This is a genomic window from Porphyromonas gulae (assembly GCF_000765945.1).
GTDB classification, from domain to species: domain Bacteria; phylum Bacteroidota; class Bacteroidia; order Bacteroidales; family Porphyromonadaceae; genus Porphyromonas; species Porphyromonas gulae.
In genome coordinates this window covers 1-24,424 of record NZ_JRAT01000006.1, presented here as the reverse complement: position 1 = coordinate 24,424, position 24,424 = coordinate 1, and the positions used below count along the sequence as shown (strand labels likewise).

At 43.1% G+C, this 24,424-nt stretch carries 20 protein-coding genes, 2 tRNA genes and 4 pseudogenes; 19 read left to right on the top strand and 7 right to left on the bottom strand.

Annotated elements, in window-relative coordinates; translation table 11 throughout:
- Nucleotides 1-8 precede the first annotated feature (8 nt).
- The 3 genes from HQ49_RS01820 (at nucleotide 9) to HQ49_RS01810 (ending at nucleotide 2,811) form a co-directional block, all read left to right on the top strand.
- Complete coding sequence (locus HQ49_RS01820) at nucleotides 9-1,211, top strand: site-specific integrase (RefSeq protein WP_039418113.1); 1,203 nt, start codon at nucleotides 9-11, stop codon at nucleotides 1,209-1,211.
- Between the two features lie 6 nt (nucleotides 1,212-1,217).
- Nucleotides 1,218-1,580, top strand: coding sequence for a hypothetical protein (locus HQ49_RS01815; protein ID WP_006951737.1), 363 nt, complete (start codon nucleotides 1,218-1,220; stop codon nucleotides 1,578-1,580).
- A gap of 79 nt (nucleotides 1,581-1,659) precedes the next feature.
- Nucleotides 1,660-2,811 (top strand): IS256 family transposase, encoded by a 1,152-nt coding sequence (locus HQ49_RS01810; RefSeq protein ID WP_039418112.1) that lies wholly within the window; start codon nucleotides 1,660-1,662, stop codon nucleotides 2,809-2,811.
- A gap of 159 nt (nucleotides 2,812-2,970) precedes the next feature.
- On the opposite strand, the gene HQ49_RS01805 is transcribed toward HQ49_RS01810, so the two are convergent.
- Nucleotides 2,971-4,668 (bottom strand): ABC transporter ATP-binding protein, encoded by a 1,698-nt coding sequence (locus tag HQ49_RS01805; RefSeq protein ID WP_039418110.1) that lies wholly within the window; start codon nucleotides 4,666-4,668, stop codon nucleotides 2,971-2,973.
- A 2-nt stretch (nucleotides 4,669-4,670) separates the two neighbouring features.
- Entirely contained in the window at nucleotides 4,671-6,416 is a 1,746-nt protein-coding gene (locus HQ49_RS01800; RefSeq protein ID WP_039418109.1) for an ABC transporter ATP-binding protein, read from the bottom strand.
- Nucleotides 6,417-6,615: 199 nt separating this feature from the next.
- On the opposite strand from HQ49_RS01800, the gene HQ49_RS01795 reads away from it, so the two are divergent.
- From HQ49_RS01795 to HQ49_RS01775, 5 genes are all read left to right on the top strand, one after another.
- Nucleotides 6,616-8,991: a TonB-dependent receptor gene (locus tag HQ49_RS01795; protein WP_039418108.1), complete on the top strand. Its 2,376-nt coding sequence runs from the start codon at nucleotides 6,616-6,618 to the stop codon at nucleotides 8,989-8,991.
- Between the two features lie 18 nt (nucleotides 8,992-9,009).
- The gene (locus tag HQ49_RS01790; protein WP_039418106.1) at nucleotides 9,010-10,191 is read left to right on the top strand and encodes a hypothetical protein; all 1,182 of its coding nucleotides are present in this window, start codon (nucleotides 9,010-9,012) and stop codon (nucleotides 10,189-10,191) included.
- 139 nt (nucleotides 10,192-10,330) lie between these two features.
- A complete protein-coding gene (locus tag HQ49_RS01785; RefSeq protein ID WP_039418105.1) occupies nucleotides 10,331-11,311 on the top strand; it encodes a helix-turn-helix domain-containing protein in 981 nt (326 codons plus the stop codon).
- A gap of 91 nt (nucleotides 11,312-11,402) precedes the next feature.
- Nucleotides 11,403-11,636, top strand: a complete 234-nt coding sequence (locus tag HQ49_RS01780) for a hypothetical protein (protein ID WP_004371347.1) — start codon at nucleotides 11,403-11,405, stop codon at nucleotides 11,634-11,636.
- A 22-nt stretch (nucleotides 11,637-11,658) separates the two neighbouring features.
- Complete coding sequence (locus tag HQ49_RS01775; protein WP_080745524.1) at nucleotides 11,659-11,985, top strand: RteC domain-containing protein; 327 nt, start codon at nucleotides 11,659-11,661, stop codon at nucleotides 11,983-11,985.
- 87 nt (nucleotides 11,986-12,072) lie between these two features.
- Here the strand turns inward: HQ49_RS01775 and mobA are convergent, their stop codons facing one another.
- Nucleotides 12,073-12,489, bottom strand: coding sequence for a conjugal transfer protein MobA (gene mobA, locus HQ49_RS01770; RefSeq protein ID WP_004371349.1), 417 nt, complete (start codon nucleotides 12,487-12,489; stop codon nucleotides 12,073-12,075).
- A 696-nt stretch (nucleotides 12,490-13,185) separates the two neighbouring features.
- On the opposite strand from mobA, the gene HQ49_RS01760 reads away from it, so the two are divergent.
- From HQ49_RS01760 to HQ49_RS01725, 9 genes and pseudogenes are all read left to right on the top strand, one after another.
- The gene (locus HQ49_RS01760) at nucleotides 13,186-13,614 is read left to right on the top strand and encodes a DUF3408 domain-containing protein (protein WP_015546404.1); all 429 of its coding nucleotides are present in this window, start codon (nucleotides 13,186-13,188) and stop codon (nucleotides 13,612-13,614) included.
- Between the two features lie 34 nt (nucleotides 13,615-13,648).
- Nucleotides 13,649-13,825, top strand: a pseudogene (locus HQ49_RS11955) (glycoside hydrolase family protein); the annotation flags it as partial.
- 376 nt (nucleotides 13,826-14,201) lie between these two features.
- Nucleotides 14,202-15,221 carry an SIR2 family protein gene (locus tag HQ49_RS01755; protein ID WP_004371354.1) on the top strand — a complete coding sequence of 340 codons (1,020 nt, stop codon included), beginning with the start codon at nucleotides 14,202-14,204 and terminating at the stop codon, nucleotides 15,219-15,221.
- A 5-nt stretch (nucleotides 15,222-15,226) separates the two neighbouring features.
- Entirely contained in the window at nucleotides 15,227-16,975 is a 1,749-nt protein-coding gene (locus HQ49_RS01750) for an ATP-binding protein (RefSeq protein ID WP_039418099.1), read from the top strand.
- Between the two features lie 95 nt (nucleotides 16,976-17,070).
- Nucleotides 17,071-17,940: a DNA damage-inducible protein D gene (gene dinD, locus HQ49_RS01745; protein WP_015546407.1), complete on the top strand. Its 870-nt coding sequence runs from the start codon at nucleotides 17,071-17,073 to the stop codon at nucleotides 17,938-17,940.
- A gap of 7 nt (nucleotides 17,941-17,947) precedes the next feature.
- Entirely contained in the window at nucleotides 17,948-18,457 is a 510-nt protein-coding gene (locus HQ49_RS01740) for a hypothetical protein (RefSeq protein ID WP_036864955.1), read from the top strand.
- 7 nt (nucleotides 18,458-18,464) lie between these two features.
- Complete coding sequence (locus HQ49_RS01735) at nucleotides 18,465-19,058, top strand: DJ-1/PfpI family protein (RefSeq protein WP_394331879.1); 594 nt, start codon at nucleotides 18,465-18,467, stop codon at nucleotides 19,056-19,058.
- Nucleotides 19,059-19,071: 13 nt separating this feature from the next.
- On the top strand, nucleotides 19,072-19,797 hold the full coding sequence (locus HQ49_RS01730; RefSeq protein ID WP_004371360.1) for a class I SAM-dependent methyltransferase: 726 nt from the start codon (nucleotides 19,072-19,074) through the stop codon (nucleotides 19,795-19,797).
- 10 nt (nucleotides 19,798-19,807) lie between these two features.
- Complete coding sequence (locus HQ49_RS01725; protein WP_004371362.1) at nucleotides 19,808-20,170, top strand: VOC family protein; 363 nt, start codon at nucleotides 19,808-19,810, stop codon at nucleotides 20,168-20,170.
- A 733-nt stretch (nucleotides 20,171-20,903) separates the two neighbouring features.
- Here the strand turns inward: HQ49_RS01725 and HQ49_RS01720 are convergent.
- The 3 genes from HQ49_RS01720 to HQ49_RS01710 all read right to left on the bottom strand — a co-directional run bounded on the left by HQ49_RS01720 (nucleotide 20,904) and on the right by HQ49_RS01710 (nucleotide 22,455).
- Nucleotides 20,904-21,980 carry a site-specific integrase gene (locus HQ49_RS01720; protein ID WP_039418095.1) on the bottom strand — a complete coding sequence of 359 codons (1,077 nt, stop codon included), beginning with the start codon at nucleotides 21,978-21,980 and terminating at the stop codon, nucleotides 20,904-20,906.
- A gap of 310 nt (nucleotides 21,981-22,290) precedes the next feature.
- Nucleotides 22,291-22,364: transfer RNA gene (locus tag HQ49_RS01715), tRNA-Asp, on the bottom strand.
- A 16-nt stretch (nucleotides 22,365-22,380) separates the two neighbouring features.
- Nucleotides 22,381-22,455 (bottom strand) — tRNA-Asp (locus HQ49_RS01710).
- A gap of 457 nt (nucleotides 22,456-22,912) precedes the next feature.
- Here HQ49_RS01710 and HQ49_RS10500 point away from each other — a divergent pair.
- A pseudogene (locus HQ49_RS10500) lies at nucleotides 22,913-23,131 on the top strand (transposase family protein); the annotation flags it as partial.
- A gap of 131 nt (nucleotides 23,132-23,262) precedes the next feature.
- Here HQ49_RS10500 and HQ49_RS01705 read toward each other — a convergent pair.
- Nucleotides 23,263-23,696 (bottom strand): annotated as a pseudogene (locus tag HQ49_RS01705) (transposase); the annotation flags it as partial.
- 91 nt (nucleotides 23,697-23,787) lie between these two features.
- Here HQ49_RS01705 and HQ49_RS10495 point away from each other — a divergent pair.
- A pseudogene (locus HQ49_RS10495) lies at nucleotides 23,788-24,424 on the top strand (hypothetical protein); the annotation flags it as partial.

Sequence of the window (24,424 nt, the reverse complement as noted above, 5' to 3'; positions counted from 1 at the left end):
ATGAATTTATGCGTAGCACATTTTCTTTACTACTCTATATCAATCGCAACAAGGTACGTGTGGATGGTACAACTTCCGTACTTTGCCGAATCTCCATCGACGGGAAAAGCATGACGATAACCACGGGTATTACTTGCAATCCCAAACAATGGAATGCAAAAAAAGCAGAGACTGCGGACGTGCGGACGAACAACCGCCTGAAAGAGTTTCGAAAGTATGCGGAGCGGCTCTATGATGAAATGCTCAAAGAGCAGGGTGTGGTCAGTGCCGAACTATTGAAAAACAGGATAGCAGGTCAGGCGGTCATTCCTACCCATCTGCTCCAAATGGGAGAAAGGGAACGGGAACGCCTTGCCGTCCGTTCCAAGGAAATCGACTCCACTTCGACCTACAGGAGTTCTCGGTATTACCAGAGCTATATCCGTGAGTTCTTGGACTCGAAAGGCAAGGCGGACATTGCCTTTTCGGACATCACCGAGGAATTCGGACGGGAATATAAGGTCTACCTGAAGCGGTACAAGAACTTCGGGGCATCGCAGACCAACCATTGCCTTTGTTGGCTGAACAGACTGATATATCTTGCCGTAGACCATGAGATTATCCGTGCCAATCCTTTGGAAGAGTTGGAGTATGAGAAGAAACCGCCCTCCAAACGAATGCACATCAGCAAAGCGGAACTCAAACAACTGCTAGAACTGAAACTGCCCGCCAATGACCCATTGAAGGAATTGGCTCGCAGGGCTTTTATCTTCTCCTGTTTTACGGGACTTGCCTATGTCGATACCCAACTGCTGTATCCACACCATATCGGGCGGACTGCCGACGATAGAAGATACATTCGCATCAACCGTAAGAAGACGAAAGTGGAGTCATTTATCCCTCTGCATCCGATAGCGGAGCAGATACTTGATTTGTACAATACGACCGATGACACGCAGCCGGTCTTCCCTTTGCCAAGCAGAGACATGATGTGGTTTGAGATACACGAACTGGGCGTCATTATCGGACGCAAAGAGAATCTGTCCTACCATCAAGCCCGGCACAGTTTCGGATCGTTCTTGATTTCCGAGGGGATTTGTACGGAGAGCATTGCCAAGATGATGGGACATGCCTCCATCACCAGCACGCAGACCTATGCGAAGATTGCAGAGAAGAAGATTGCAGAGGATATGGATAAGTTAATCGAAAGAAGAAAAAACAATGAATATTGAATTACTATGAAAAGAGAATTCATAACCATTGAGGAGAATGGGAACGTACACGTTCCTACGACTTCCATTTGGATGTCGGCTTGCGAAATAGCCGATTTATTCGGCGTATTCTCCGGCAAAGTAAACAGCCACATCAAGTCTATCTTCAAAGAAGGATTACTCAGAGAAGATGAGGTGATGCAAACGCTATTGTTTAAGGGTGGTGCAGTGGATTTATATAATATTGAAATGATAACGATGCTGTCATTTCGTTTTGCTTCTCCACAAGCCAAAAGTTTCCGTAAATGGATAATCAGAAGACTGACCGAAAAGAAGAGAACAAGTCCTCCGCTACTTGTGTGTTATGGCAAAGGTGGATGGTACAGTTGAATATGGATACTGTCCTAAAAAAGTGTGTAAGCCCCATAGCTCTTAACTTTGTGGTAACAAGAAAAACAAACTAAGAACAATGGAGCTTACAACATCACAAAAGTCGGCATTTATTTCGGAAATGCTATCATCGGAGTCAGGTATTAACGAACTTATTCGTGTATTATTGAACACCTTCTCCAAGCAAGAACGTTCTCTTTTTGTCCAAGAGCATAAAGGAGAACAGTGCAATGGTTTCCGTCCCCGTCGATGGCGGGGCTATGGATGTAGCTTTGAGCTTCGCATTCCACGTACTCGTTCAGAGAGTTTCGAGCCCCTAATTTTGGGCATTCTTTCGCATCAAGAAAGCGAACACGCCCTTCTCTTCCATGAACTTTATACGCGAGGACTTTCGTGCGAAGATATTGGCGCCGTGTGCGAACGCCTCTATGGTCATCACTATAGTAAACAGCAAGTTAGCTTCCTTTCCAACACGAGTAAGGCAGAGATATCCAAGTGGTTAGAACGCCAATTGTCTCCTCACTATTTGGCAGTGTACATTGATGCAACGTTTGCCTTTACTCGGCGAGAGGATAGTGTCTCTAAGGAGGCTTACTACACGATGCTCGGTCTACTTCCTGATGGTAGTCGCGAGGTGCTTTGTGTGGTGAATCATCCCACAGAGGGAGCGTTGAATTGGGAGATGGAGTTGAAAGCACTCAAAACTCGGGGCATGGAACGGATAGATCTGATTATCTCAGATGCCTTACAGGGTATTGAACGCGCTATTTGCTCGGCTTTCCCTCAGTCAGCCCATCAGTTATGTGTTGTCCATTTCAAACGACAAGCCCTTAATGTTGTGTCTAAAAGGGATAAAGCTCAGATGACACAGGAGTTGGATGAGTTATTCCCTATTCGAGATATAGGACTTACTCCCATCAAGGCATTTGAGAAATTGTGTACATTTGCAGAGCGTTGGGGTAAGAGTTACAGGAGTTTCCTCTCTCTGTCTTCCCCTCGCAATATAGGCTACTTCACCTATCTGAGATTCCCAGAAGAAGTTCGGCGTATGATTTACTCCACGAACTGGGTGGAGCGCCTCAATCGCAGCTATAAGCGTACGTTACGTATGCGCGGAGCTTTACCCTCGGCTGATGCCGTCGTATTCCTCTTAGGATCTGTTGCCCGAGAGATGACAGAAAGGACTTATGCTAGGAGGTTGCCCTACTTCCAAGAGTGGAGTATCAAATAAATGGATAAAAACAAGAAAACCACAAAGTTTTTACCACAGGGGCATGCCCCTGTGGTAAAAAAGCAACAACTACGCTTACACACTTTTTCGGACACTACCTGAATATGAGAACAGGCAGTAAGATAAATGCGTCTTACTACCTGTTCTTTTTTAGCGATCTTACTGCATTGCCAGCAGTTTGCAATACATTCCTCCTTTGGCTTCGAGTTTGGCGTGTGTGCCTTTTTCTATAAGCCGTCCCTTGTCCATCACGACAATCTGATGGGCGTTACGGATGGTTTGCAAATGATGGGCAATGACCAAGACCGTACGATTTCGGATAAGGGCGGACATCGCTTGCTGTATTTTGTGCTCATTGACGGGATCGACATTGCTCGTTATCTCATCCAAAAGGAGAATGGGTGCGTCTTTGAGAAAAGCACGAGCGATGGAGAGACGTTGCTTCTGTCCGCCTGACAGCCCCAAGCCGTTTTCTCCGATCTTTGTTTCGTAACCATCTGGCAGATTGATGATAAAGTCATGTATCATCGCCCTACGTGCTGCTTCTTCGATTTCTTCCTGCGTAGCATGTTGATTGCCCACTTTGATATTATTGGCAATGGTATCTGAAAAGAGAATAACATTCTGCATCACCACGCTGATTTTACCGAGTAAATAATCATAGTCCATTTCTCGAATGTCTAAACCACCGATACGGATACTGCCGGTCTGCGGTTCCCAGAAACGGAGTAACAGGTTAGTAATGGTTGTTTTGCCCGAACCCGACGAGCCAACAAGTGCCGTTACCGTTCCTTCGGGAACATGGAACGTGAGGTCGCTCATCTCAAAACCTTCTTTTTCGTAGTGGAAACCTATGTTTTCAAACGAGAGGTCGAAGCGTTCCACCGTTTTCGGTTGGTCGGGATTGACGATAACGGGAGCATCCAACAAGCGGGAGATACGTCCGTAGCTGTCCTTTACCTTAATGTAGCTCAGCCAATGGCTCTCCATATTGACAAAAGGTTTGTAGAACTCTTTCGAGACGATTACAAACATCAGGTATGCGAAAAGAGAAAGTTCGCCACGCTGCGTCCACCAAAGACCGAGCGTAGCCATCAGTGCAAAAGCCAGTTCTATGAAAAAGGCATATCTGCCCACACTTACCGCCGCCAGTCGTGAGGTCTCCTTGCTGCTCTCCCCGAACTCACTCACGGAGCGGTCAAGCCTGTCACGGAACATTCCTTTTCCTCCGAACACTTTCAGCACGGGTATGCCCTTGACGTATTCCACGAAGAGACTGACCATATCCGCCAGATTGTCTTGTGCCTCCTGCTGTGCTTTCATTCCCGAGCGAATGCCCCGATACAGAGAAAATAGGGCAATGGGGAGAATGGCTACCATTGCCAATCCCATGCGCCAATCCACACAGAACAGCCCGATACCAAGAATCAGAGCTACAATGAAGTCGGCGGACATCCGTGTCCATAGGTGTCCTACTACCATCTCCATATTATCCACGTCTTTGTGTATGACGGTGCTTATCTCTCCCAGACGCTCATTGGTATAGAAACCGAGTGAGAACATTTTCAATTTCAAGATGATTTTCTCACGAATGCGTTCCACGAGGTCGAAGCCGGCAAAATGCTTGCTCATATCGGCTATGGCATTGGATATGGTTTTCAAAACCAGCAGACCACTGAGTATCCACGCTGCTGAAACGAGTGAAACGCTTTCGCCCGATATATAGCGGTCGATGAGAAACAAGACAGTGAGCATTATCGCTGTGCCACAGAGGGCATAAATCACAAAAAACAGTGCGGAGACAATCAGATGCCGCACTCCGCGGGCGGTCAGTTCATTCAGTATATTGCGTACCATTCTTATTCCTCCTTTTCTTTTAGTTGCCATTTGCTTACCTGCTCCTGCGTTTCTGTCATATTGCGGTATAGCGGGCAGTTGTCCATCAGTTCTCGGTGTGTTCCCTTCGACACAACCTGCCCTTTGTCCATCACAACAATACGCTCCATATCCTGAATGGTATTGAGACGGTGGGCGATGGTAATAACGGTCTTGTTGCGTTGCAACTCGTCCAAAGCTTCTTGGATAAGTTTTTCATTCTCTCCGTCCAATGCGGCGGTGGCTTCGTCGAGAATGACAATCGGCGAGTCTTTGAGTAACATACGCGCAATGGAAATACGCTGTTTCTCCCCGCCGGAGAATTTTACACCTGCTTCGCCCGCCAACGTACCATAACCATTAGGCAACCCTATGATAAAATCGTGTATGCGGGCACGCCGTGCGGCTGTTTCTACCTCCTGTTGCGTAGCAGTGGGCTTGGCGATACGGATATTGTCCCGAATGCTCGTGTTGAAAAGGAACACCTCTTGCTGCACCATCGAGAAGAAATCGGCAATGTTGCGTTCGGAGAGTTCCACAAGGTTCTCTCCGCCTAATCGGACAGTTCCCGATTGAGGCTGCCAGAAACCCATCATCAGGCTTGCCAATGTGCTTTTTCCAGAACCTGATTCGCCCACAATAGCTGTATGACTGCTTTTGGGAAATTGCAGACTGACATCGCATAACGCACTGTCTTTCTTATTCGGATAGGCGAATGTCACGTGTTCGAAGCGGACATCTGTCTGCATAGCGTCCGTATCCTTATCCGCCGTGTCCTTTGCCGGCACTTCGGTAATCGACTGCACCTTTGCCAGCGATTGCCCATAGACGATTCGAAAATGTTGGAATGTTGCCAACTTAGCGAAGGAAGACGAGAACAATCCTCCCAATATCAGGGCAAGAATGAAACGCGATATAGTCAGTTCGCCCGAACTCATCAGCCATAGACCGACAAGTGTCATCACCACGATACCGCCCTCCAAAAACATCGTGATGAGCGTCATCGGCACGGTAACGCTGAACATACTCCGCTTTACCCAATGAATATAATCGCGCATACCACCAAGTACCCGTTCCGTGCGTGTTTCCTCGTGGCTGAATGCTTTGATAACCGGTATTGTAGCCACATATTCCAAAAGGTCTTCCGACATTTTTTGCGTACTTTCCATAAAGTGGCGAAAGCTCTTGCCCCAAAGCGTTTTGACCGCCATCTGCAAAAGAAACGCCAGCGGAAGAAGCGATACGAGCGACAACCCCAGCCGCCAATCCAATACCATGACAATTCCCCAGAGTAAGGTTGGGAAAAGCGTTGCCGAGAGGATTTCGGGCAGTCCGTGTGCCAAATAAATCTCGATTTGCTCCACGTCGTGATTGATGATATTCACCAAATCGCCCACCTTACGCTCCTGAAAGAAACCGAGTGGCAACCGTTGCAAGTGGTTTACAATGCGCAACCTCAACCGTGTGAGGGCATTGTAAGCCGAGCGGTGCGCCCGCCAAATCGAAGTTCCGTAGAACACACCCCGAAGCAGGGCAAACAGCACCATCGCCACTCCTACCGTCCATACCGCCGTGGAAGAGAGTGTTCCGCTCATCAGCCTGTCCACCGCCCATACCACAAGCAATAGGGGCAGCGTGCCGAAAACAAGATGCAGTATGACAACTGCATTGGAGAGCAGGCTGCGGCTCTCCCGTTCCTCATCGAGAGGCTTGACTTTTTGTTTATCCATATATCTGTCGTTTTGATTTTCTAAGATGCAAAAGTACGGAGACGCACAGGGGTAAAATAACCCGAATGAGCATAATACTACCCGAAAATGACAGTTCGGTATACATAAAACTCAACAGGGGTATAAGTATGGATGGTAGGGATATTTCTTTATTCGATAGGCGCGTAATTTTGCACGAGTTCTAACAAACAGATAAGATATGCCAATCAGCTTAATGATCCATTTATATAAGAGACTACTCGTTATCAGCTTTCTATTGTTGTGGTCTTATCCTATGTTTGCACAACTATATTCTACTGAAATTAAAGTTGTCGATGCAGAAAATGGAAGCAACATAGAATTTGCCACGGTGCAATGGAAAAGTCTGGGAGATACAACATACAAGAACGGTACGACCACCAACAGAAAAGGAGTGGCGAAATTAAATACACCTGCCTCTCAAAAAATTGTACTTAGGGTAAGTTATGTGGGTTATCAGATGATTACCGACACGATTACTGCAAATGGGAAACGTCATATCATAAAGCTATGTCCGGAATCAACGGAGTTAGCAAATGTAGTGGTCTTCGGGAAAACAAAAGCACAGATTATCAGAGAGTCACCCGAAGCGGTTGCAGTGATAAATGCAAAGGAGCTGCAAGGTCGCTCCGTATCGCTGGAAACCATCTTGAATAAGACCATCGGCTTGAAAGTCGGGCAGACCGGTGGTTTGGGGAGCAGTTCGAGGATTATCGTCCATGGATTGGAAGGAAACCGCATTCAAATCTTATGGGACGGAATACCTATGAGTACTTCTGACGGAGCTTTTTCTCTTGATGAGATTCCAATAGACATTATCGAACGGATAGAGGTCTACAAAAGTATTATCCCTGCCCGTTTTGGGTGCGATGGATTGGGCGGCGCCGTTAATATCGTTACGAAAGAGTTCAGTACGGACTATTTGGATGCCTCGTATGAATTAGGTTCTTACCAAACACACAAAGGAAGCGTCTTCTCTCGCAAGAACTTTCCTAAAAGCGGTGTTCTGCTCGGTGCGGGAGGTTATTATACGTCTGCAAGGAATGATTATTCTTTTAGAGTGCCCGAAAGAGAAAACTTGTTGGTGAGGCGAGACCACGACCGTTTTCGTTCGTATATGTTGAAAGGGAAAATAGCTTTTACAAAACTCAGGTTCGATGAAATCAGTACCGAGTTCGGGTACTACAACCGTTTCAATGAGATTCAAGGTGTCTTGAAAAACATCCAGCATGCCGAAAATCAATCGGGTATATTTATGCTGGAAAACAAACTGATAAAAAGCGGAATGCTGAACAACCGACTTAACTTCGAGTCCCATTTTTCCCTTTCACATACGACGAACAATTTTGTGGATACGGCACGGGTTAATTACGATTTTGAGGGAAACATCTATCCGAGTCCGAATGGACAGGGAGAGACGGGAGACGTTCCACACAACTCAAACGACAAAGGTTTGGAAATCAACGAACGTATCAACTTCGATTACAGATTGTCCGCCAATCACAGTCTAAACCTGAACACACTCATCAATTACGCCCGAAGACAACCAAGCGATGACATTGCAAGTCAGCACGCAGGGTTTATTATCGGAGGATTTCCCCGCAAAAAGACCAGTATTGTTTCGGGCTTGACTTGGGAGGCGAAACTATTCGACAGGAAACTGACGAATATGTTCTCTGCAAAGTATTTCCGCCTCCATTCCGAGATAGAGGACTTGACCTCGTACGAAATGATTGAAGCTCCGAAGAAAAAGAGCAATACGACATCACAAATCGGATGGATAGAGGCGGTGAAGTTTGAACCGTTCAGAGACTTTCATTTGAAGGCTTCCTACCAAAGGGCTATACGCCTCCCCAATTCGCAAGAGCTATTCGGTGACGGTATCATCACCTTCCCTGCTGCCAGGCTGAGACCGGAGAAAAGCCATAACTTCAATTTAGGCTTCTTGATCGACAAAAACGACGTACTCGGGCTGTCGCGATTGCAATTTGAGGTAAACGGCTTTTATATGCAGGTAAATGATATGATAAAACTGATGAAACAGCACATGGCAGCCGGATATGTGAATGCAGAAAAGGTGCATATCAAAGGTATAGAGACCGAGTTGAAACTGGATATAACGCCGACGCTCTATGCCTACGGAAATCTGACTTATCAGGATGTGCGCGATGCCTTGGAGTATTTACCCGGCACCCAAGCCCCCAATCCGACAAAAGGATTGCGACTGCCTAATATTCCTTATCTGTTCGCCAACTTCGGGGCGGAATATCACAGCGACCGATTGTTCAAAAATTGGTATATCAAGGCTTTCTGGGACGGGAAATTCACCGAAGAGTTCTTCTACTTTTGGGAACTTACCGAATTGCAGAAACGGCGTATCCCTTGCAGTTTTACTCATGATATAGGTCTCTTACTGACTTACAAAAAGAAATATTCCATCGCCTTGGAATGCCACAACCTGATGAATAAAGAGGTGTGGGATCAGTACCGCCAACCATTGGCGGGACGGACATTCCATCTGAAATTCAGGTATGTCTTCTCGAAAGGTATTTTATAACTATAAACATATATAATAATGAGAACAACAATTTTCAGTCGCATAGCTCTCTCCGCTATGCTGGTCGGCTCCATAGGGCTGACGTCTTGTGATAAGAACGATGACCCCAAACCTACGCCCAACGAGGCGCAACAGCATTTTGCCTTTGTGCATTATGTAGACAAAAGTGCTTATGTCGGTACATTCAGCGATTTAACTCCTCAAGCAACCGACAACAAGAAAACTTTTGAATTCGGTTTCGGATGCTATCTCTTCGCAAAAGGAAACACGGTACTTGTGCCCGAAGGGAAATTCGGAGATAAGGTACATAAGTTTACAAGAGGAGCTCACGGCGAGCTTCTAAAAGCAGGTACGATGACTTTCGAACAAATGGCTCAACCCGGGGAAATCAACTTTATTGACGAACAGCGGGCATACGTCGCTTTGCACGGACGTGGCAAGATTGCGTTAATCAACACCATGACATTGCAAAAGGAGGATGAAATCGACCTCTCGCCTTATGCCGTTCAAGACAATAACCCCGACCCCGGTTGCAATGTCATCCGTGATGGAAAAATGTACGTTGCCCTCAATCAACTCAATTCGCCTCATACTTCCGTACCCGGTACGGGTGCAGAGGTTGCTATTATCGACTTGAAGACGAAAAAGACGGAAGTTATCAAGGACAACCGCACAAGTGTTGTCGGATTGTTCCGCCATTCCGACGCATTCATAGACGAGCGGGGCGACATCTACTTTTACAGTGCGGGCAACAACTTCAACGTTGCCAACAAAGAGGGATTTCTTCGTATTCGCAAAGGAAGCGACAAGTGGGATGCCGACTACCTGTTCAACCTATCGAAGACAACCATAAAAGGAATAGGCAAGACAGGGCAGTACATGATTAAATTTTACTACGCAGGCAATGGCATAGTGTATAGTTGTGTGAAAGTAACAGATACGGAGTTCGGTATACTGAACAAAGATTTTCAGCCCGTGAAAATTGATATTTGGAATAAAACCATCGAAAAACTCGATTTGCCCATGACCGACAGTAACGGCTCTTTTGCCATAACCCGCTACAAAGATTTCATCGTCTTCGGAATGACGTGCAATAACGGCACGGGCTACTATACCTACAACACCAAGACGGGCGAATGCTCGCAAACACCCGTTGTTACTGCCGTGGGAGTACCTTCAAGTTTAGTCGCGTTTGAGTAAATCCATATCGCAAGAGTATTCCCTCAAAAAGGAATACTCTTGTTTTTTATAGAGCATGTGATTCAACAAGGACAAAAGTATAAGAAAATCTTCTTTTTTATCCTTGTTTATTTGTAAATTTGCAGAAAGGTATAATGATATGACCATAGAATTTTGTGCAATCAATAAGCCAGAAGACTGGATCGAGATGGTTGCCGAGCAATTCGGCACATCGGTAACGAACGATGGTTTTACCGTTCCGCCCTCAGTGGGCAGCGGCTTTTTCAAGCAATACTATCCGTTGCCGTGGCTCACATTGACCTATATCAGTTTCATGTCGTATGAACCGATGACAATGGTGCGTCGCTCGGTGGAAAACTCGAAATGGATTCCCGTGATGTTCTACATCAATGAACATAAGCACGAACAGATTATCGGCACAAGCACAAAAACGGTCGGAGTGGACACGCTCGACGGTATCTTTATGCCTTCGAGCAATATCCCTACGGAATGGACTTTCGATTCCAAACGGCAGTATGAAAACATCACATTGACTTTCAACAAGGATTGGATAGAGCAAATGGATACGGCTTATGAAACTTACATCGGTCGGCTTCTCCAATCTGACAAGGCTTTTTATTTGTTTGAGACTATTACGCCTGCAATGCAGCAAGTATTGGACGGGATCAAATCAATTGTCGAAAGCAATACACCTTTCTCATCTCTCCATTTACATGGAAAGACAATAGAATTGCTAACGATGTACCTTGAAAAACTCGAAAAACGTTCGGAAGTAAAATCTCTTGCCAATCTGAACTTGAATGATGTAGAGACTGTTTTCCGAGTTCGTCGCCATATTCTTCAAAGTCTCAATAATGTACCGAGCATTCCCGAACTGGCACGTGAAGCAGCAATGAGCAGTTCCAAACTGCAAAAATGCTTCAAACAGGTTATCGGCAAGGCAATTGCCGAGTATGCCCTATCCGAAAAGATGGAATGGGCAAAACGTTTGCTTTCCACTCGTCTTTACTCTGTATCCGAAGTAGGCTATAAAATCGGATATGCCAATCTCAGCCACTTCACGGAGGCTTTCCGCAAATATCACAGGATAAATCCCAAGCAATATCTCGACTCTTTGTGAGTTTTATGCAATAGGGATATTACTTGCCGTTTGAGGCTTATTTTACCCTGAACAATCTTCAGAACTTTGCCTGCAAAAACCATCAGGCAATATGAAAAGACTTATTAAAAACGCATCTTTTGAGATGCTATTCTCTAATAAAAGTACGGAAGCAACCGATGACCTTATCAGAGAAATCATAAAGTTGGGGAATAGTGAAGAAAATCTTGTTTCATTGTTTCGCACATTGAACTTTACTCGATTCCATTTAAGAGGTATGGTTGAAAAAATAGGTATAACAACCGAAATGGGGAAAAAATGTATCGGAACTGCTCTGTGTTATTGACACAGAGTTGCTATTGTTGAGGATGCGAATGCAGGGGCTTCTTCCTGCTTTGCCAGTCAGACCTGCGAAGAAACTCCGTTGGACAGGCAGGGCAACAGACTTGGTCGAACTACTCTATGCACTCGATACCTATGGCTGTATTAACGATGGTGAAATTGGTATAGAAGAATTGGCAGATGCCTTTTCTGAAATCTTGGGTATAGAAATCAAGAACTGCTACAACGTCTATATGAACATGAAACACCGCAAGGATGACAGTCGCACCTATTTCCTTGATGACCTCCGAGAGAAAATGAACAAACGAATGGTTGAGAGTGACCTGAAAGGCGGAAAATACAAGAAACGATAAATGCATTCAAATGCTTAATCAGGCTTCCCTCTCATTTCGGGAAGCCTGATTTTTGTTCATTAAGGAATAATAATGCACAGTAAAAGGCTATTGCCGATGTTGCCATTTCTCCTGAAACTCACGGGTGAGTTGTACGATTTCACCTCCAATTATTGCCAATTCAAACGTCATTTTCTCCAACTTGGCAAGCATCGCAAAGGCTTTTTTCTCAGTAAAGTTGCTCTTCAAAGCGACAACTGTCTGGTTGTAATTCACTCCGACACTGCGAAATTGTCCGTACAAAGTCGTCAGTTTTTGATAATAGTCAAGCAAGGAACGATCCACTTTTATCACTCGGAAAGTCTCGTTAAAGACCCTTGCCTTGATGAATAGTGACAGACTTGGCACACCGCTTTCCTCTTTCATCGTGAGGAAATGAGCGTATTCCGTCGGCGTGAAATTGACCGAAACACGCTTTTCTGTCTTCTCTTTGGAGCGTGCGCTCCGAATTTTCTTCATTTTCATTTCTTACTTTGGATTTTAGTGTTTCACGGCGTAACCGGCATTCAGAATGTGGCATTCTCTCCTCCAAGAAAAAACGACTTCGGAGTTTTTTCAGCTCTCTGCAAGAGCAAGGGTTTTATGCTGCAAAAACGGAGTCGTGCTGCATAAAACATACCTTGCTATTTGCCCGATGCAAATAAGTCTGTCCATGAAGGACGAAAACGAATCACTCAAAAAAGAGCACTTTATGTCTCGAAAGCTTTGGCTTACCGCTTGGGTGCAAAATTACTAAGCGTCATGTCTAACTCCGTTACCTCATATGAAGTCACAACTATCCAAATTAACGCCACAAGTACGCACTAAAGGAAATCACGCTGATTACAGCATCTCCGAGCCATATATTTGCACTGTCGAATATGTCGGTGGAGGGATGCGTCTTCGATAACATCACGTTTCGATGAGCGATATAGGCAAGGGGGGATATCAAAGAACATATCCTTGATTCTCTCACTCGAACGTTGGGATGTGCGAAAGCAGATACAATCGAACGGTTGTCCTGATAAGCGAAAATGGAACACCCTGTAGGAATACATAAACAATAAGGGGATTCTATCCACAGCAGTTTCAATCTTCGATAATGGGCGGATTCTTTCGGAGAGGGGAATATGCCCGTATTGAAACAGATAATAGAATGTATCACAATTAAAACAAAAAAATATGACAGAGAAGAAAACCGGAACGATTGATTCCATTGCCATTCGAGAACTTATCTCGCAAGGTATTCCCATGAAACAAAAAGAGAGTGAGATGAAACGCTCTCTATCAGAAGAGCAGTGTGTCGAATCGAAACGTCCAAATGACGAACCAATATCAAAGGATTTTTCAAAAGTCCCAAGAAGAGAAAGGCGAAAGGCTGACGAGGGCGATTATGAGTCGCTTTTCATCTGTCGCAATACTTTGAAAAATCGCAAGACCATCTATATTGCCAAAGAGTTGCAAGACACGCTGGCGGAAATAGTCATGTCGATGAGAAACAGAGATGTGACCATTGGTATCTATGTGGAGAACATTATCCTTCATCACCTTGAGACCTACAAAGATGAAATCAACAGATTGGCTGAAATGAAATTTAGGAAACTGTTGTAAATTCCTATCTTCAGCTGTTTTAAATGGAACTGTTCTTCTGCTTGCCGTCCTTTCCTACAATGTCGGGACGGGCAGGTTGCTCGGATACGGCAAGCATCCCAAGAGTAGATTGCTGCGGAAGACAGAATCGGGAGACAGGAATTTCTACCGTGAATTTGTCTCTTTCTGCCGATACAAGGGCAAAGTCCTCAGAGGACTTGTCAAACGATGAAATGTGGAGTTTGCCCTGATCTATGTACTCTGATGCCCAAATACACCTCTTGCGCCATTTTTATGCTCCGCAAGAGGCATTTTCTTGCTGTTTTATTCGCCTTTCTCATTGTGAATGAGTAACTTTGTGGCAAACTCTATAATATACAAATTCTGAGACAGAAATTTACTTTAATCACATTGGGAGTAAAAGCTTTTCCAAAGGCATTGGCTTTCTATGAGGGTTTGGGATGGAAGAAGTCGGAACAACGTGTAAGTGAACAACTCTATCCCTTTACGGTAAAGTAATTCTTTCTTCTATAAGAAAATTTTGAAAGAATATATGGAGTGGTTATTATCTGAGATTATACACAAGAACATAAATCAAAGAAAGCTATATGGATTTTGATGCATTGTTAAAACAACTTCAGGATTGGTCTAATAAAGTCCCATTGCTCGTATTAGGTAGTGGTGCTTCTGTTTCGTTTGGATTGCCTTCAATGTGGACACTTGGCGAACACTTGAAACACACATTAGACTTTGAAGAGGATCCAGATAGAAAACAATTTGAGGCGTTTAAAAGAAGTCTTGAAGAAACAAAGGATTTAGAGAAAACATTGTTAGAAATACAACTCAACGATACCGTTCTAAAATCTGTACTTAAAGCAACTTGGGAACGAATCTCTGAAACTGACCTAAAAGCATACAAACAATTTGTTTTGAATGGAGAGGGAGTGCCATTGGCAATATTAATGAAACATTTGCTTTCAACGACTAATAGAAAACTTTCCATAGTTACTACCAATTATGATCGTATTGCAGAATATAGTGCAAGTATTGCAAACGCTTTTATCTGTACAGGATATGCTCACAACTATATTGGACATTTTTCAGACAGCATTCATACGAATGCCTTGGCAAATATAAAAGGATATAGCGGACAGGTTAATATATGGAAGGTCCATGGATCATTAGACTGGTTTGAAACACCGAATAAAGAAAACATTCATTTGCCACTATGTAAAAATATTCCACAAGGCTATAAGCCATTGATTGTAACTCCCGGACTTAGCAAGTATGCTGAAACACATAAAGAACCATATAGAACTATTTTTACACAGGCAGATACAGAAATTCAAAACGCAAATGGATTTCTGTGTATTGGTTACGGGTTCAATGATGAACATGTTCAACCAAAACTCATTCAACAGATAAAATCAAAACCAATAATTGTAATCACAAAAGAATTAACCCCAAAAACAAAAGAGGCAATAATTGATGGAGATTGTAAGAATTACATACTTATGGAAGAAAGCCGTGGCAACCACACAAAAATATATTCTTCAAATCAGGGAGAACATACAATTGAAGGCGTTAGCTATTGGCAACTTTCAGAATATATCAAACTAATAAAATAGGAAATATGGCAATTTTTGATTTTGAAGATAATGCTTCTATCGGAACTGTTTTTAGCGTTGACACAGCAACGCTTATCGTAAAAGTTGAAGAACTTGATAAGTTAAGAAAGTTACAGGTTAATCATTTGGTTGCAATCAAAAGCTCAAAAGCTGGACAATATTTAATTGGAATTATAAATCGTATAACTCGTAAGGCTACTGATGATGAGCAACTAGTAGGTGAAGATTTAGGATTGAATAATTTTCTTTTTACAGAAAATATTCTGAAAGTGAACTTAATTGGGACATTGTTAAATAAGCACGGAGAAAAAGAGAATGTGTTTAAAAGAACGCTTGATACTGTTCCAGAAATAGAGGCCAAATGCTTCCCTATAGACGGAGAAAACATTACAAGGTTTATGCAAACTATTTCCACGAAAGAGAAATATCAAATACCTCTTTCTATTGGGAAATATTCTATAGATGAAAATGCAGAAGCATTTTTGGATGGAGATAAACTATTCCAACGGCACGCAGTTATTGTAGGAAGTACTGGTTCGGGGAAATCGTGGTGTGTTGCCAAAATTATTGAACAGATTGCTAAATTACCAATGGCAAATTCTATCTTGTTTGACATACACGGAGAATATAGTGGAGAGAATTTTAAGGCAGACGGAATACAGCATTTCAGAATTGCCAATCCTTCTGATTTAGGGAAAAAAGGTAATCTTACAAACGGCATTTTGATGTTGCCTTATTGGTTATTGACTTACGAAGAGATGTTAGCAATGTTGCTTGACCGTAGTGATAGCAATGCCCCCAATCAAGCAATGCTATTTTCTAAAACCGTATTTACAGAAAAACAAAAATATCTTGATGAAGTGAAAGATACTGTTTTCAAAGATAGTATTACTATTGATAGCCCTATCCCTTATAAATTAGAAAAGGTGCTTCAAGAATTAAAACGCCTTGACGAAGGAATGGTTCCTGGAGCTGCAGGAAAAGAAAAGCAAGGTCCATTCTTTGGAAAGTTGACAAGATTTATTCAACGACTTGAAGCAAAAAAAGACGATAAACGTATTGGGTTTCTTTTCCAAGTTTCAGATGATGAATTACAGTTAAATTGGTTAAATGATCTTTGTAGTGCTTTAATGCATGGTTCAGAACTTAATGGTAAAAAAGCAGGCGTTAAAATTATTGATTTCTCGGAGGTTCCATCAGATGTTTTGCCATTAGTAATTGGATTGGTTGCAAGAATTATTTTCACCGTTCAACAATGGACAACAAAAGAAAATCAACATCCAATTTGTCTGCTTTGTGATGAAGCTCATTTATATATTCCTGAAAGAACCAGTCAAGATGCTGTTTCTGAATTAAGTTTGAAAAGTTTTGAAAGAATTGCAAAAGAAGGAAGAAAATATGGCGTTAGTCTAGTAGTAATAAGTCAAAGACCAGCAGAGGTTAATAGAACAGTTTTAAGTCAATGCAACAACTTTATCTCATTACGGCTTTCTAATGCAGAAGATCAAACCGTAATTAAAAGACTTTTACCCGATAATCTTGCCGGTCTAACAGAAGTTCTTCCAATCTTAGATATTGGAGAAGCATTGGTAGTAGGAGATGCTTCTTTGTTACCGACAAGGATTTTAATCTCAGAACCAATAATTAAGCCTGACAGTGCAACTATAAAATTTTGGAAAGAATGGAGTAATAAGTGTGCTAAACAAGATATTGCAAATGCAGTAATTGGACTTCGCAAACAATCCAAGTTCTAATATAAAAATCATATTGTATTTAGAGGTTTGCTGATGTTATTTTTTTTGTTATCAACCCCCATACAATTGAAGGATTCACAAGAAAATAAAAAACAATGGATAAGAATAGTATATTACAATATAAATCAACTTTTGACGGCATTGTTCGGCATATAGAAAGTGATGATGCCAAAGATCAAATCGAGGTTTGGTTTGCACGAGAACTGCAAACGATATTGGGCTATGCTCGCTGGGAGAATTTTCTCGTTGCCATACATCGGGCAGTCGCCTCGTGCAAGTCACAGGACATCAATGTAGATGACCATTTTCGTGAAGTCACGAAAATGGTAGATTTGGGTAGTGGTGCCAAGCGTGAAGTTTCTGATTTTATGCTTACTCGTTACGCTTGTTATCTCATTGCTCAAAACGGAGATCCAAAGAAAGAAGAGATTGCCTTTGCCCAAAGTTATTTTGCTGTTCAAACACGGAAGGCTGAGCTGATAGAAGAGCGACTAAACTTGCTTTCTCGCTTGGAAACACGGGACAAATTGAGAGCAGCAGAAAAACAATTGTCGCAAAATATATATGAACGCGGTGTGGACGATAAAGGTTTTGGACGAATACGCTCCAAAGGTGACACGGCTCTTTTCGGGGGGCACACTACGGAAGATATGAAAAAACGGTTGGGCGTGAAATCCAATAGACCGCTGGCAGACTTTCTGCCCACTCTTACCATTGCTGCTAAAAATCTCGCCACGGAAATGACCAATTACAATGTAGAAAACAAAGACCTTTACGGAGAACCGTCCATCACTCGAGAGCATATTCAAAACAATCAAAGTGTGCGTGCCATGTTGGGAAACCGTGGTATCAAACCAGAAGAATTGCCTGCTGCAGAAGATATAAAGAAGTTGGAACGCAAGGTTACTCGAGATGAGAAGAAAATAGAACAAGCTTCGCAAAAACTTCCGAAGAACAAGAAATAAAAATGATATGAATGAATTTATAACAGCATTGTGTAGTAATGCAAGGAATGGACGAATCCCCGAAGAATATGATTTCTTCGGAGGTCTGATAGGCGAATGGGACATTATTTGGAACGACCATTTGGAAGAAGCCGAACCGAGACGAGTAAAGGGTGAGTGGATATTCTCCCGAGTTTTGGATGGTATGGCAGTACAAGACCTCTTTATCGTTCCCTCTCGTGAGGAACGCCTACGAAACAAACAACCCGATGCAGAATATGGAACGACGCTTCGCATTTTCAACCCTAAGACTATGGCTTGGGATATATTCTACGGTTGTATGGGAGAGGCTATCCAATTGACAGCCCGAAAGGTCGGCGAAGAAATTATCCTAACCGAAAATACGACAGAAAAAATGAGGTATGTATTCTCCGATATTACGACTTCTTCTTTTTTGTGGAGAAAAGAACGAATGAATGAGAATAACGAATGGCAAACCGTGGCGAAAGTAACGGCAGATAGAAAACAAAATAAATGAACTGATGATGAAACAGAAAGTTTTATTTATCATATTGAATGAATACACAGATTGGGAAGGGGCATTTCTCTCCACGGCTCTTCATGTCGGCGTGATACTGGGTGGCGAAATAAAATACGAAGTGCATACCGTTGCTCCGACCTTGGACGCTGTCCGTTCTATCGGTGGTTTTAAGACCTTACCCGATTATTCTTTCGAGAATATGCCGAAAGATTATGCAGCCTTAGTGCTTATCGGTGGCAATTGTTGGGACACACCCGAAGCAAAACTTGTCGTCCCTTTGGTACAAGAAGCTTTGGATAAAGGTAAAATCGTCGGAGCGATATGCAATGGAGCTTCGTTCCTATGTTCGCATGGTTTTCTGAACAAAGTAAAACATACAGGCAACGGTCTTGACCAACTCAAAAAATGGGGCGGTACTAGTTACATTAACGCAGAGAATTATGTGGAAGCACAAGCCATCAGTGATAAGAACATCGTTACGGCAAAAGGTGTAGGACATTTAGAATTCACTCGTGAGATGCTTCTATTGTTGGAAGCTAATACTCCCGAAAACATTGCTTCATGGTATGATTTCTATAAAAACGGATTTGTGAGATAATAAATAATTTCATATGGAAAAGAACTGGGAGAAGAACTTATCCGTATATATCGAAAGAACGATTAGTCCTGACGGAAGAGACACGTTTGAGTCCACACAAGCATTGAGTGAACAGATGTTTGAATTTGCGACGGTCAAGAAAGGGAACAAGGTGATGGATTTGGGATGTGGTTGGGGAAAATCTTTGCAGCCATTCGTTCCTCATTTTATATCCGCTCTCGGAATAGATACGAGCCAAGAGAATATTGCACAGGCAAAGGATGCTTATAAGCACTATGATAATGTTTCGTTTCAGTGTGGTAGCATTCAAAATTTGGAACTGTCGGCTGAAAGCGTGGATTTAATCATTTCCTCGCTCGTTCTGCATCAAGTGGAATGGAATGAGCAGGAAAGACTGTTTGAAACCGTGAAGCAGGTGCTGAAAGCAGAGGGTGAAATGGTAATGGCAGATGAAATCATCTTGTTCAATCCGGACGCATCTCCCGAAAAGTTCAATGAAGTCTATCGCTATCTGTTGGAATATACCACCCCGAAAGAAGTGTATGAAAATCATATCAAGCCATATCTGCAAGAGGGACATATCTATACTTGGCAGGACATGAAAGAGAATACGCCTCCTGAATATTGGTTCCACTCTATCGAAGATTTGAAAGCGACATTGAGGAAAGTTCGTTTGAAGCTTGTGGAGGTTCAAGAAATAACCCCGTTTTTCGGTCTGCTCAAAATCAAACATCAATAATATCAAAAGAATGAAACCAAGAAAGATATACGCTTGTTGGATTTATGTAAGTGATTTACAGAAATCAAAGCAATTTTATCAGGATATAGGCTTTGAGGTGAAACTGACAGATGGAGATTGGATTGAATTTAATTTTGGAGAAACCTCATTTGCCATTCTTCAAAGACCGGCACACAAAGGTGATGTAGTTGCAAGCAAAACAAGAATTATGTTTGAAATTGACGACATCGAACTTATATATGAGGAATTAAAGAACAAAGGAGTAAAGACGATCGGAGAAATAAGAACAGAACCTTATGGAAAGTTACTTACCTTTGAAGACCCCGACGGGCATTGGCTGGAATTTTACCAAAGACTTCCTTTTAGTGATTAAAAGGAATATGAGTATTTGATAATGGCTTCTTGTTACTTTTGAGCCGTCTCAACTCACTGTCAAAAGTAACGAGGTGTTTCTCATCGGGGTTTCTTTGCTCCGTCTGTTCTTCTTGAACGGTTACCTGTTCCATCCTTACTTCAGAATAAATCATCTTGTCTGATTTTATGCGGATTCCAGAGGAGAGGGAGTTGAGTTTCCATTTTCTTTTTACCTGCTTCTCGCATATCCGACCTTTTTTTGCGTCTTTCCGTCGGGTCGGTCGTTTTCGTTTCAGTGGCGTAAAAAGGTAGGGCTTAGGACAAACAAGGTTTTACGGCGAGAATACTACCTGCAATGAAATGGAAGTGTGGAGATTGTCGTCTAAACGGCTTGCCGCCTCGACCTTTTTGTCCGTAAAAGCCCGGAACTACCTTTGCCGCTGACAACGAACAACCGATCCCGACATGATATATGGGCATAAGTAGAGGATTTGCAGACAGAGAAGCAGGGCGAAAACAGAAAACGCAGTTTTCGGAGACTACATTTATCATAAGAATAGAATACCCGGAAAACAAAAAGCAGCCCCAATGGACAGCCTTACGAAAATAACTCAGAGAAAATTCTTTTTTCTCACGATATACTCTTATCTTTGCAACAAACAAAGTGGTTCTTTGAAATGGCAAAACAAGGTAGAGTATAGAAGCTCGCTGGTTTCCTTATCGTTACCTCCCTTTATTGATAAACAATATAATCAGTTGATTATTTGACATTTATAGAATTTCCTATGCTTTGCCATGTGAAAGGAAAGGGGTTTGCGGATATTGCACAAATCGGCTATCTCTTTCAGATAGGCATTCATCTTCTGATTGGAGAGAATCGGCAAGAGATGACCGTTTTTCCGGACAGGAGCATATTTCTCGATAATCCTCTTGGGGATGTCGAGCAGGATGATATTGGTGGCTACCCTTGTTTTCTGGCGTCTGGTCATGATCCATTCACGTCCGTCCAATTCAACGATGTTATCCTCGGTTAAATTGGACACATCAATATACGCCAGGCCACTGAAACAGGAGAATATGAAAATATCGCGAACCAAATCCAATCTGGGTATGGATATTTCTTTTCCAATGATTCGCTGAATTTCTTCATCGGTTAGAAACCCTCTGCTGGAATCTTGCGTATGAAACCGCTTGTTCACAAATGGGTCATGAGACAGAAATCCATGCCTGCGCCCATAAAGAGTAATGGTTTTGAAAAGCTTCAAGATTTTGGTTGCCGTATTCGGACAACAATGAGCTACAGTTAGCAGATATATCTCAAAGTTATGAATGACCAACGGGGTAAGCTCTGAGAATTTGAGATCCGTTCTGTTGTACTTCGCTTTGAGGAATCGGGTAAAATGCCGTTTGCTGTTTTCGTATTTTTGTAAAGTGGCAGCCGTTTTATTGATTCCCACCTGTGCCCGGACATCCTCGTTATGTTTATCGAAAAGTTCCATTATACTGTTTAATGTATCCGTCTGTCCGCAGTATTCCGATTTGATCCTCTCCGGCGTCAAATCATCTACTGTTACTTCCAAACGTTTGTAAATGGTCAGAATATCAGCCCTGATTTCTTCGATCTTTCGATTGACTTCAAGTGCTTCTGCACTATGTCCTTTGACTTTTTCTTTTTCTGAATCCCATAATTGGGCATTGACAGACAGGCCTGTAGATCCCAGTGACAAACGCTCCTTATTCAGATAAATCCGAATGAGGATGGGCGTCTTACCTTCTTTGTTGATGTAATTGCTGCGCAAGTAAAAAACTGAACGAAATTGACTCTTCATTTTGCTCCAAAATTAGTGTAACCATACGGCTACAAAGTTCGACATATGATTTTGAAACAGAGTGATTTGTCAATCATCTAAACATCGTCTTAGCGTCGTCTGTGGTTACAATTTTCAGCCCCTTTGTTTTTTGTAACCAAAATAGAACCACCAGAGGCATATTTACGGAATATACGCCTATTCCGAACCTCATCCGACGTGTGGGGTGGCGACAAAGAAAAAGCGCCTTAATTCGTTGGAATTAAGACGCTTTTGGATTCGTTTCTAAAATTGCTTCAGATGACCTATAGCCTATCTTTCAGCTATTTAGCGGTATGGACGGGACTCGAACCCGCGACCCCCTGCGTGACAGGCAGGTATTCTAACCAGCTGAACTACCACACCGTTCTTACTGTACTACTCAGGNGGACGGGACTCGAACCCGCGACCCCCTGCGTGACAGGCAGGTATTCTAACCAGCTGAACTACCACACCGTTCTTACTGTACTACTCAGGGAAAAACCTTAGGAAACTCCCTTTTTGCAATGCAAAGATAATAAGATAATCTTTCCGTACAACTTTTGCAGGGCAACCGCATCGAAAAATTTCGAGAAAATACTAGTTGCTAATTTTCAAATGATTGCATTTTGGAGATTATACTCAAAGATAACGAATGCATTCAAAACTATGGTTGATAATCAGGTACTTACCAGGACAATCGCATTTGAGCTGTTAACACACTTATAAACCTAACGATTACTACGTCCGGTTATCAAAACAAGTACGCATTAATGTACTAGAGTCCCAAGTTATAGAAGAAAGAGGTCAAGGATACAGTATAAACTTTCAAATGCGATAGCCCTGAGGTACTTACATTTTGATGCGGTTGCCCTGCAACTTTTGGGTGGTAAATTACCAGGGCACCCGCATCAAAATAGAGCTATCTTCGGGTTATGGATGTACAAGGCTATTTTTCTAAGGTAGAAGATCTACGTGTAGTGGGTCGTTACAAGCATAAGTTAAGCGATATTCTAGTTTATAGCACTTGCGAGTTATCTGTGTGGAGGCGAGGATTATGAGTCCATGCATGAACTTTGCTTAGAGCTTAGAGCTTAGAGCGTGGAGAATCGCTTCGCCCACTGGTTGAGTTACCTAATGAGACCTTTGAAAAATGAGGTAGCTATTAATTCATCCCTATTCAGAGTCATTTTCTCATTGGTAGGAGAGTAACTGTCGAGGATGAAATAGCTCCCCTTTCCCCCTGTCGGGCTCAAAACCGAGCCGGACCGGGGAGATCTTTTGCTTATTTGACACATTTGGATATAATCAGCCCCGGTGTTCGATATAGGTTAAAGGCTATGCTTTCGAGTATGTTCTGCGTATGCGTTTTGGCAAGTCCTCGATATCGGCAACGTCCTCCATTGAACCCCCGGCGGATGCTACCGAAGGTACGTTCTATGGCACTGCGAATAGGACTTATGGCGCGGTTAAAGAGGTGTTGTGATGGACTCAACGGACTGTTACGATACGCCCTGTGCATAATGCAATCCCGTAAATGGTGCTTGGATAAAAAAGCACGGTTCTCTTCCGTAGCATAGCCTTTATCGGCATAGACAGCTGTGCCGGCCGGGAGTTCCTCTTGGCTCAACAGGGGATCAATTCCTTGAGATCATTTCGATTGGCCGGGGTGGTGATGACTTTCCGGATGATCCCCTCCGTGTTTGTCATCACATGACGTGTACTGAAAAAAGTTGACAGTTGGCGGGATGCAACCAGTATCCATTATGGGCAAACATTTAAGCAACTTTGAACGCCTTGCCATCCTAGAGGTCATCAAGCCTACAAGCTACTTGTTGAGTTGGCAGAAGAAACCTACGGCATCCGGATACGAAAAAACTCCGAAGCCAAGTAGTTCAGCGTTTATCAGAGCCGGAGCGTAGCCATCCTATTGCTCGGCTCTGCGAACTGCTTGGCTTCAGTCGTCAGGCCTTTTATAAACGTCATCTCAACGATTTAGCTAGGCACGAGGAGGATGTTCTGTGCAGTAGTATCATCCAATATTGTTGGCACTTAAGACANAAACGTCATCTCAACGATTTAGCTAGGCACGAGGAGGATGTTCTGTGCAGTAGTATCATCCAATATTGTTGGCACTTAAGACAAGCAGAGCACCTACCCCAAGCCGGCTTCCGAGAGCTCATGGTGCTTTGTCGGCAATACTTCGGCCCCAAGTTCACGCTTGGCCGCGATCGCTTTTGCGCCCTGCTCAGACGCCATGGTATGATGCTGCGCAAACGGTCTGTGCGTCCTCGGACAACCAACTCTCGGCATAGGCTCTACAAGTATGAAGACCTGCTCAATACGGAACCTAAGTTTGTGCCTCAAAGGCCGGGGGAACTCCTCGTAGCAGACATCACCTACGTGGCTTACCAAGATGGGTTTGCCTATCTCTCCCTACTGACCGA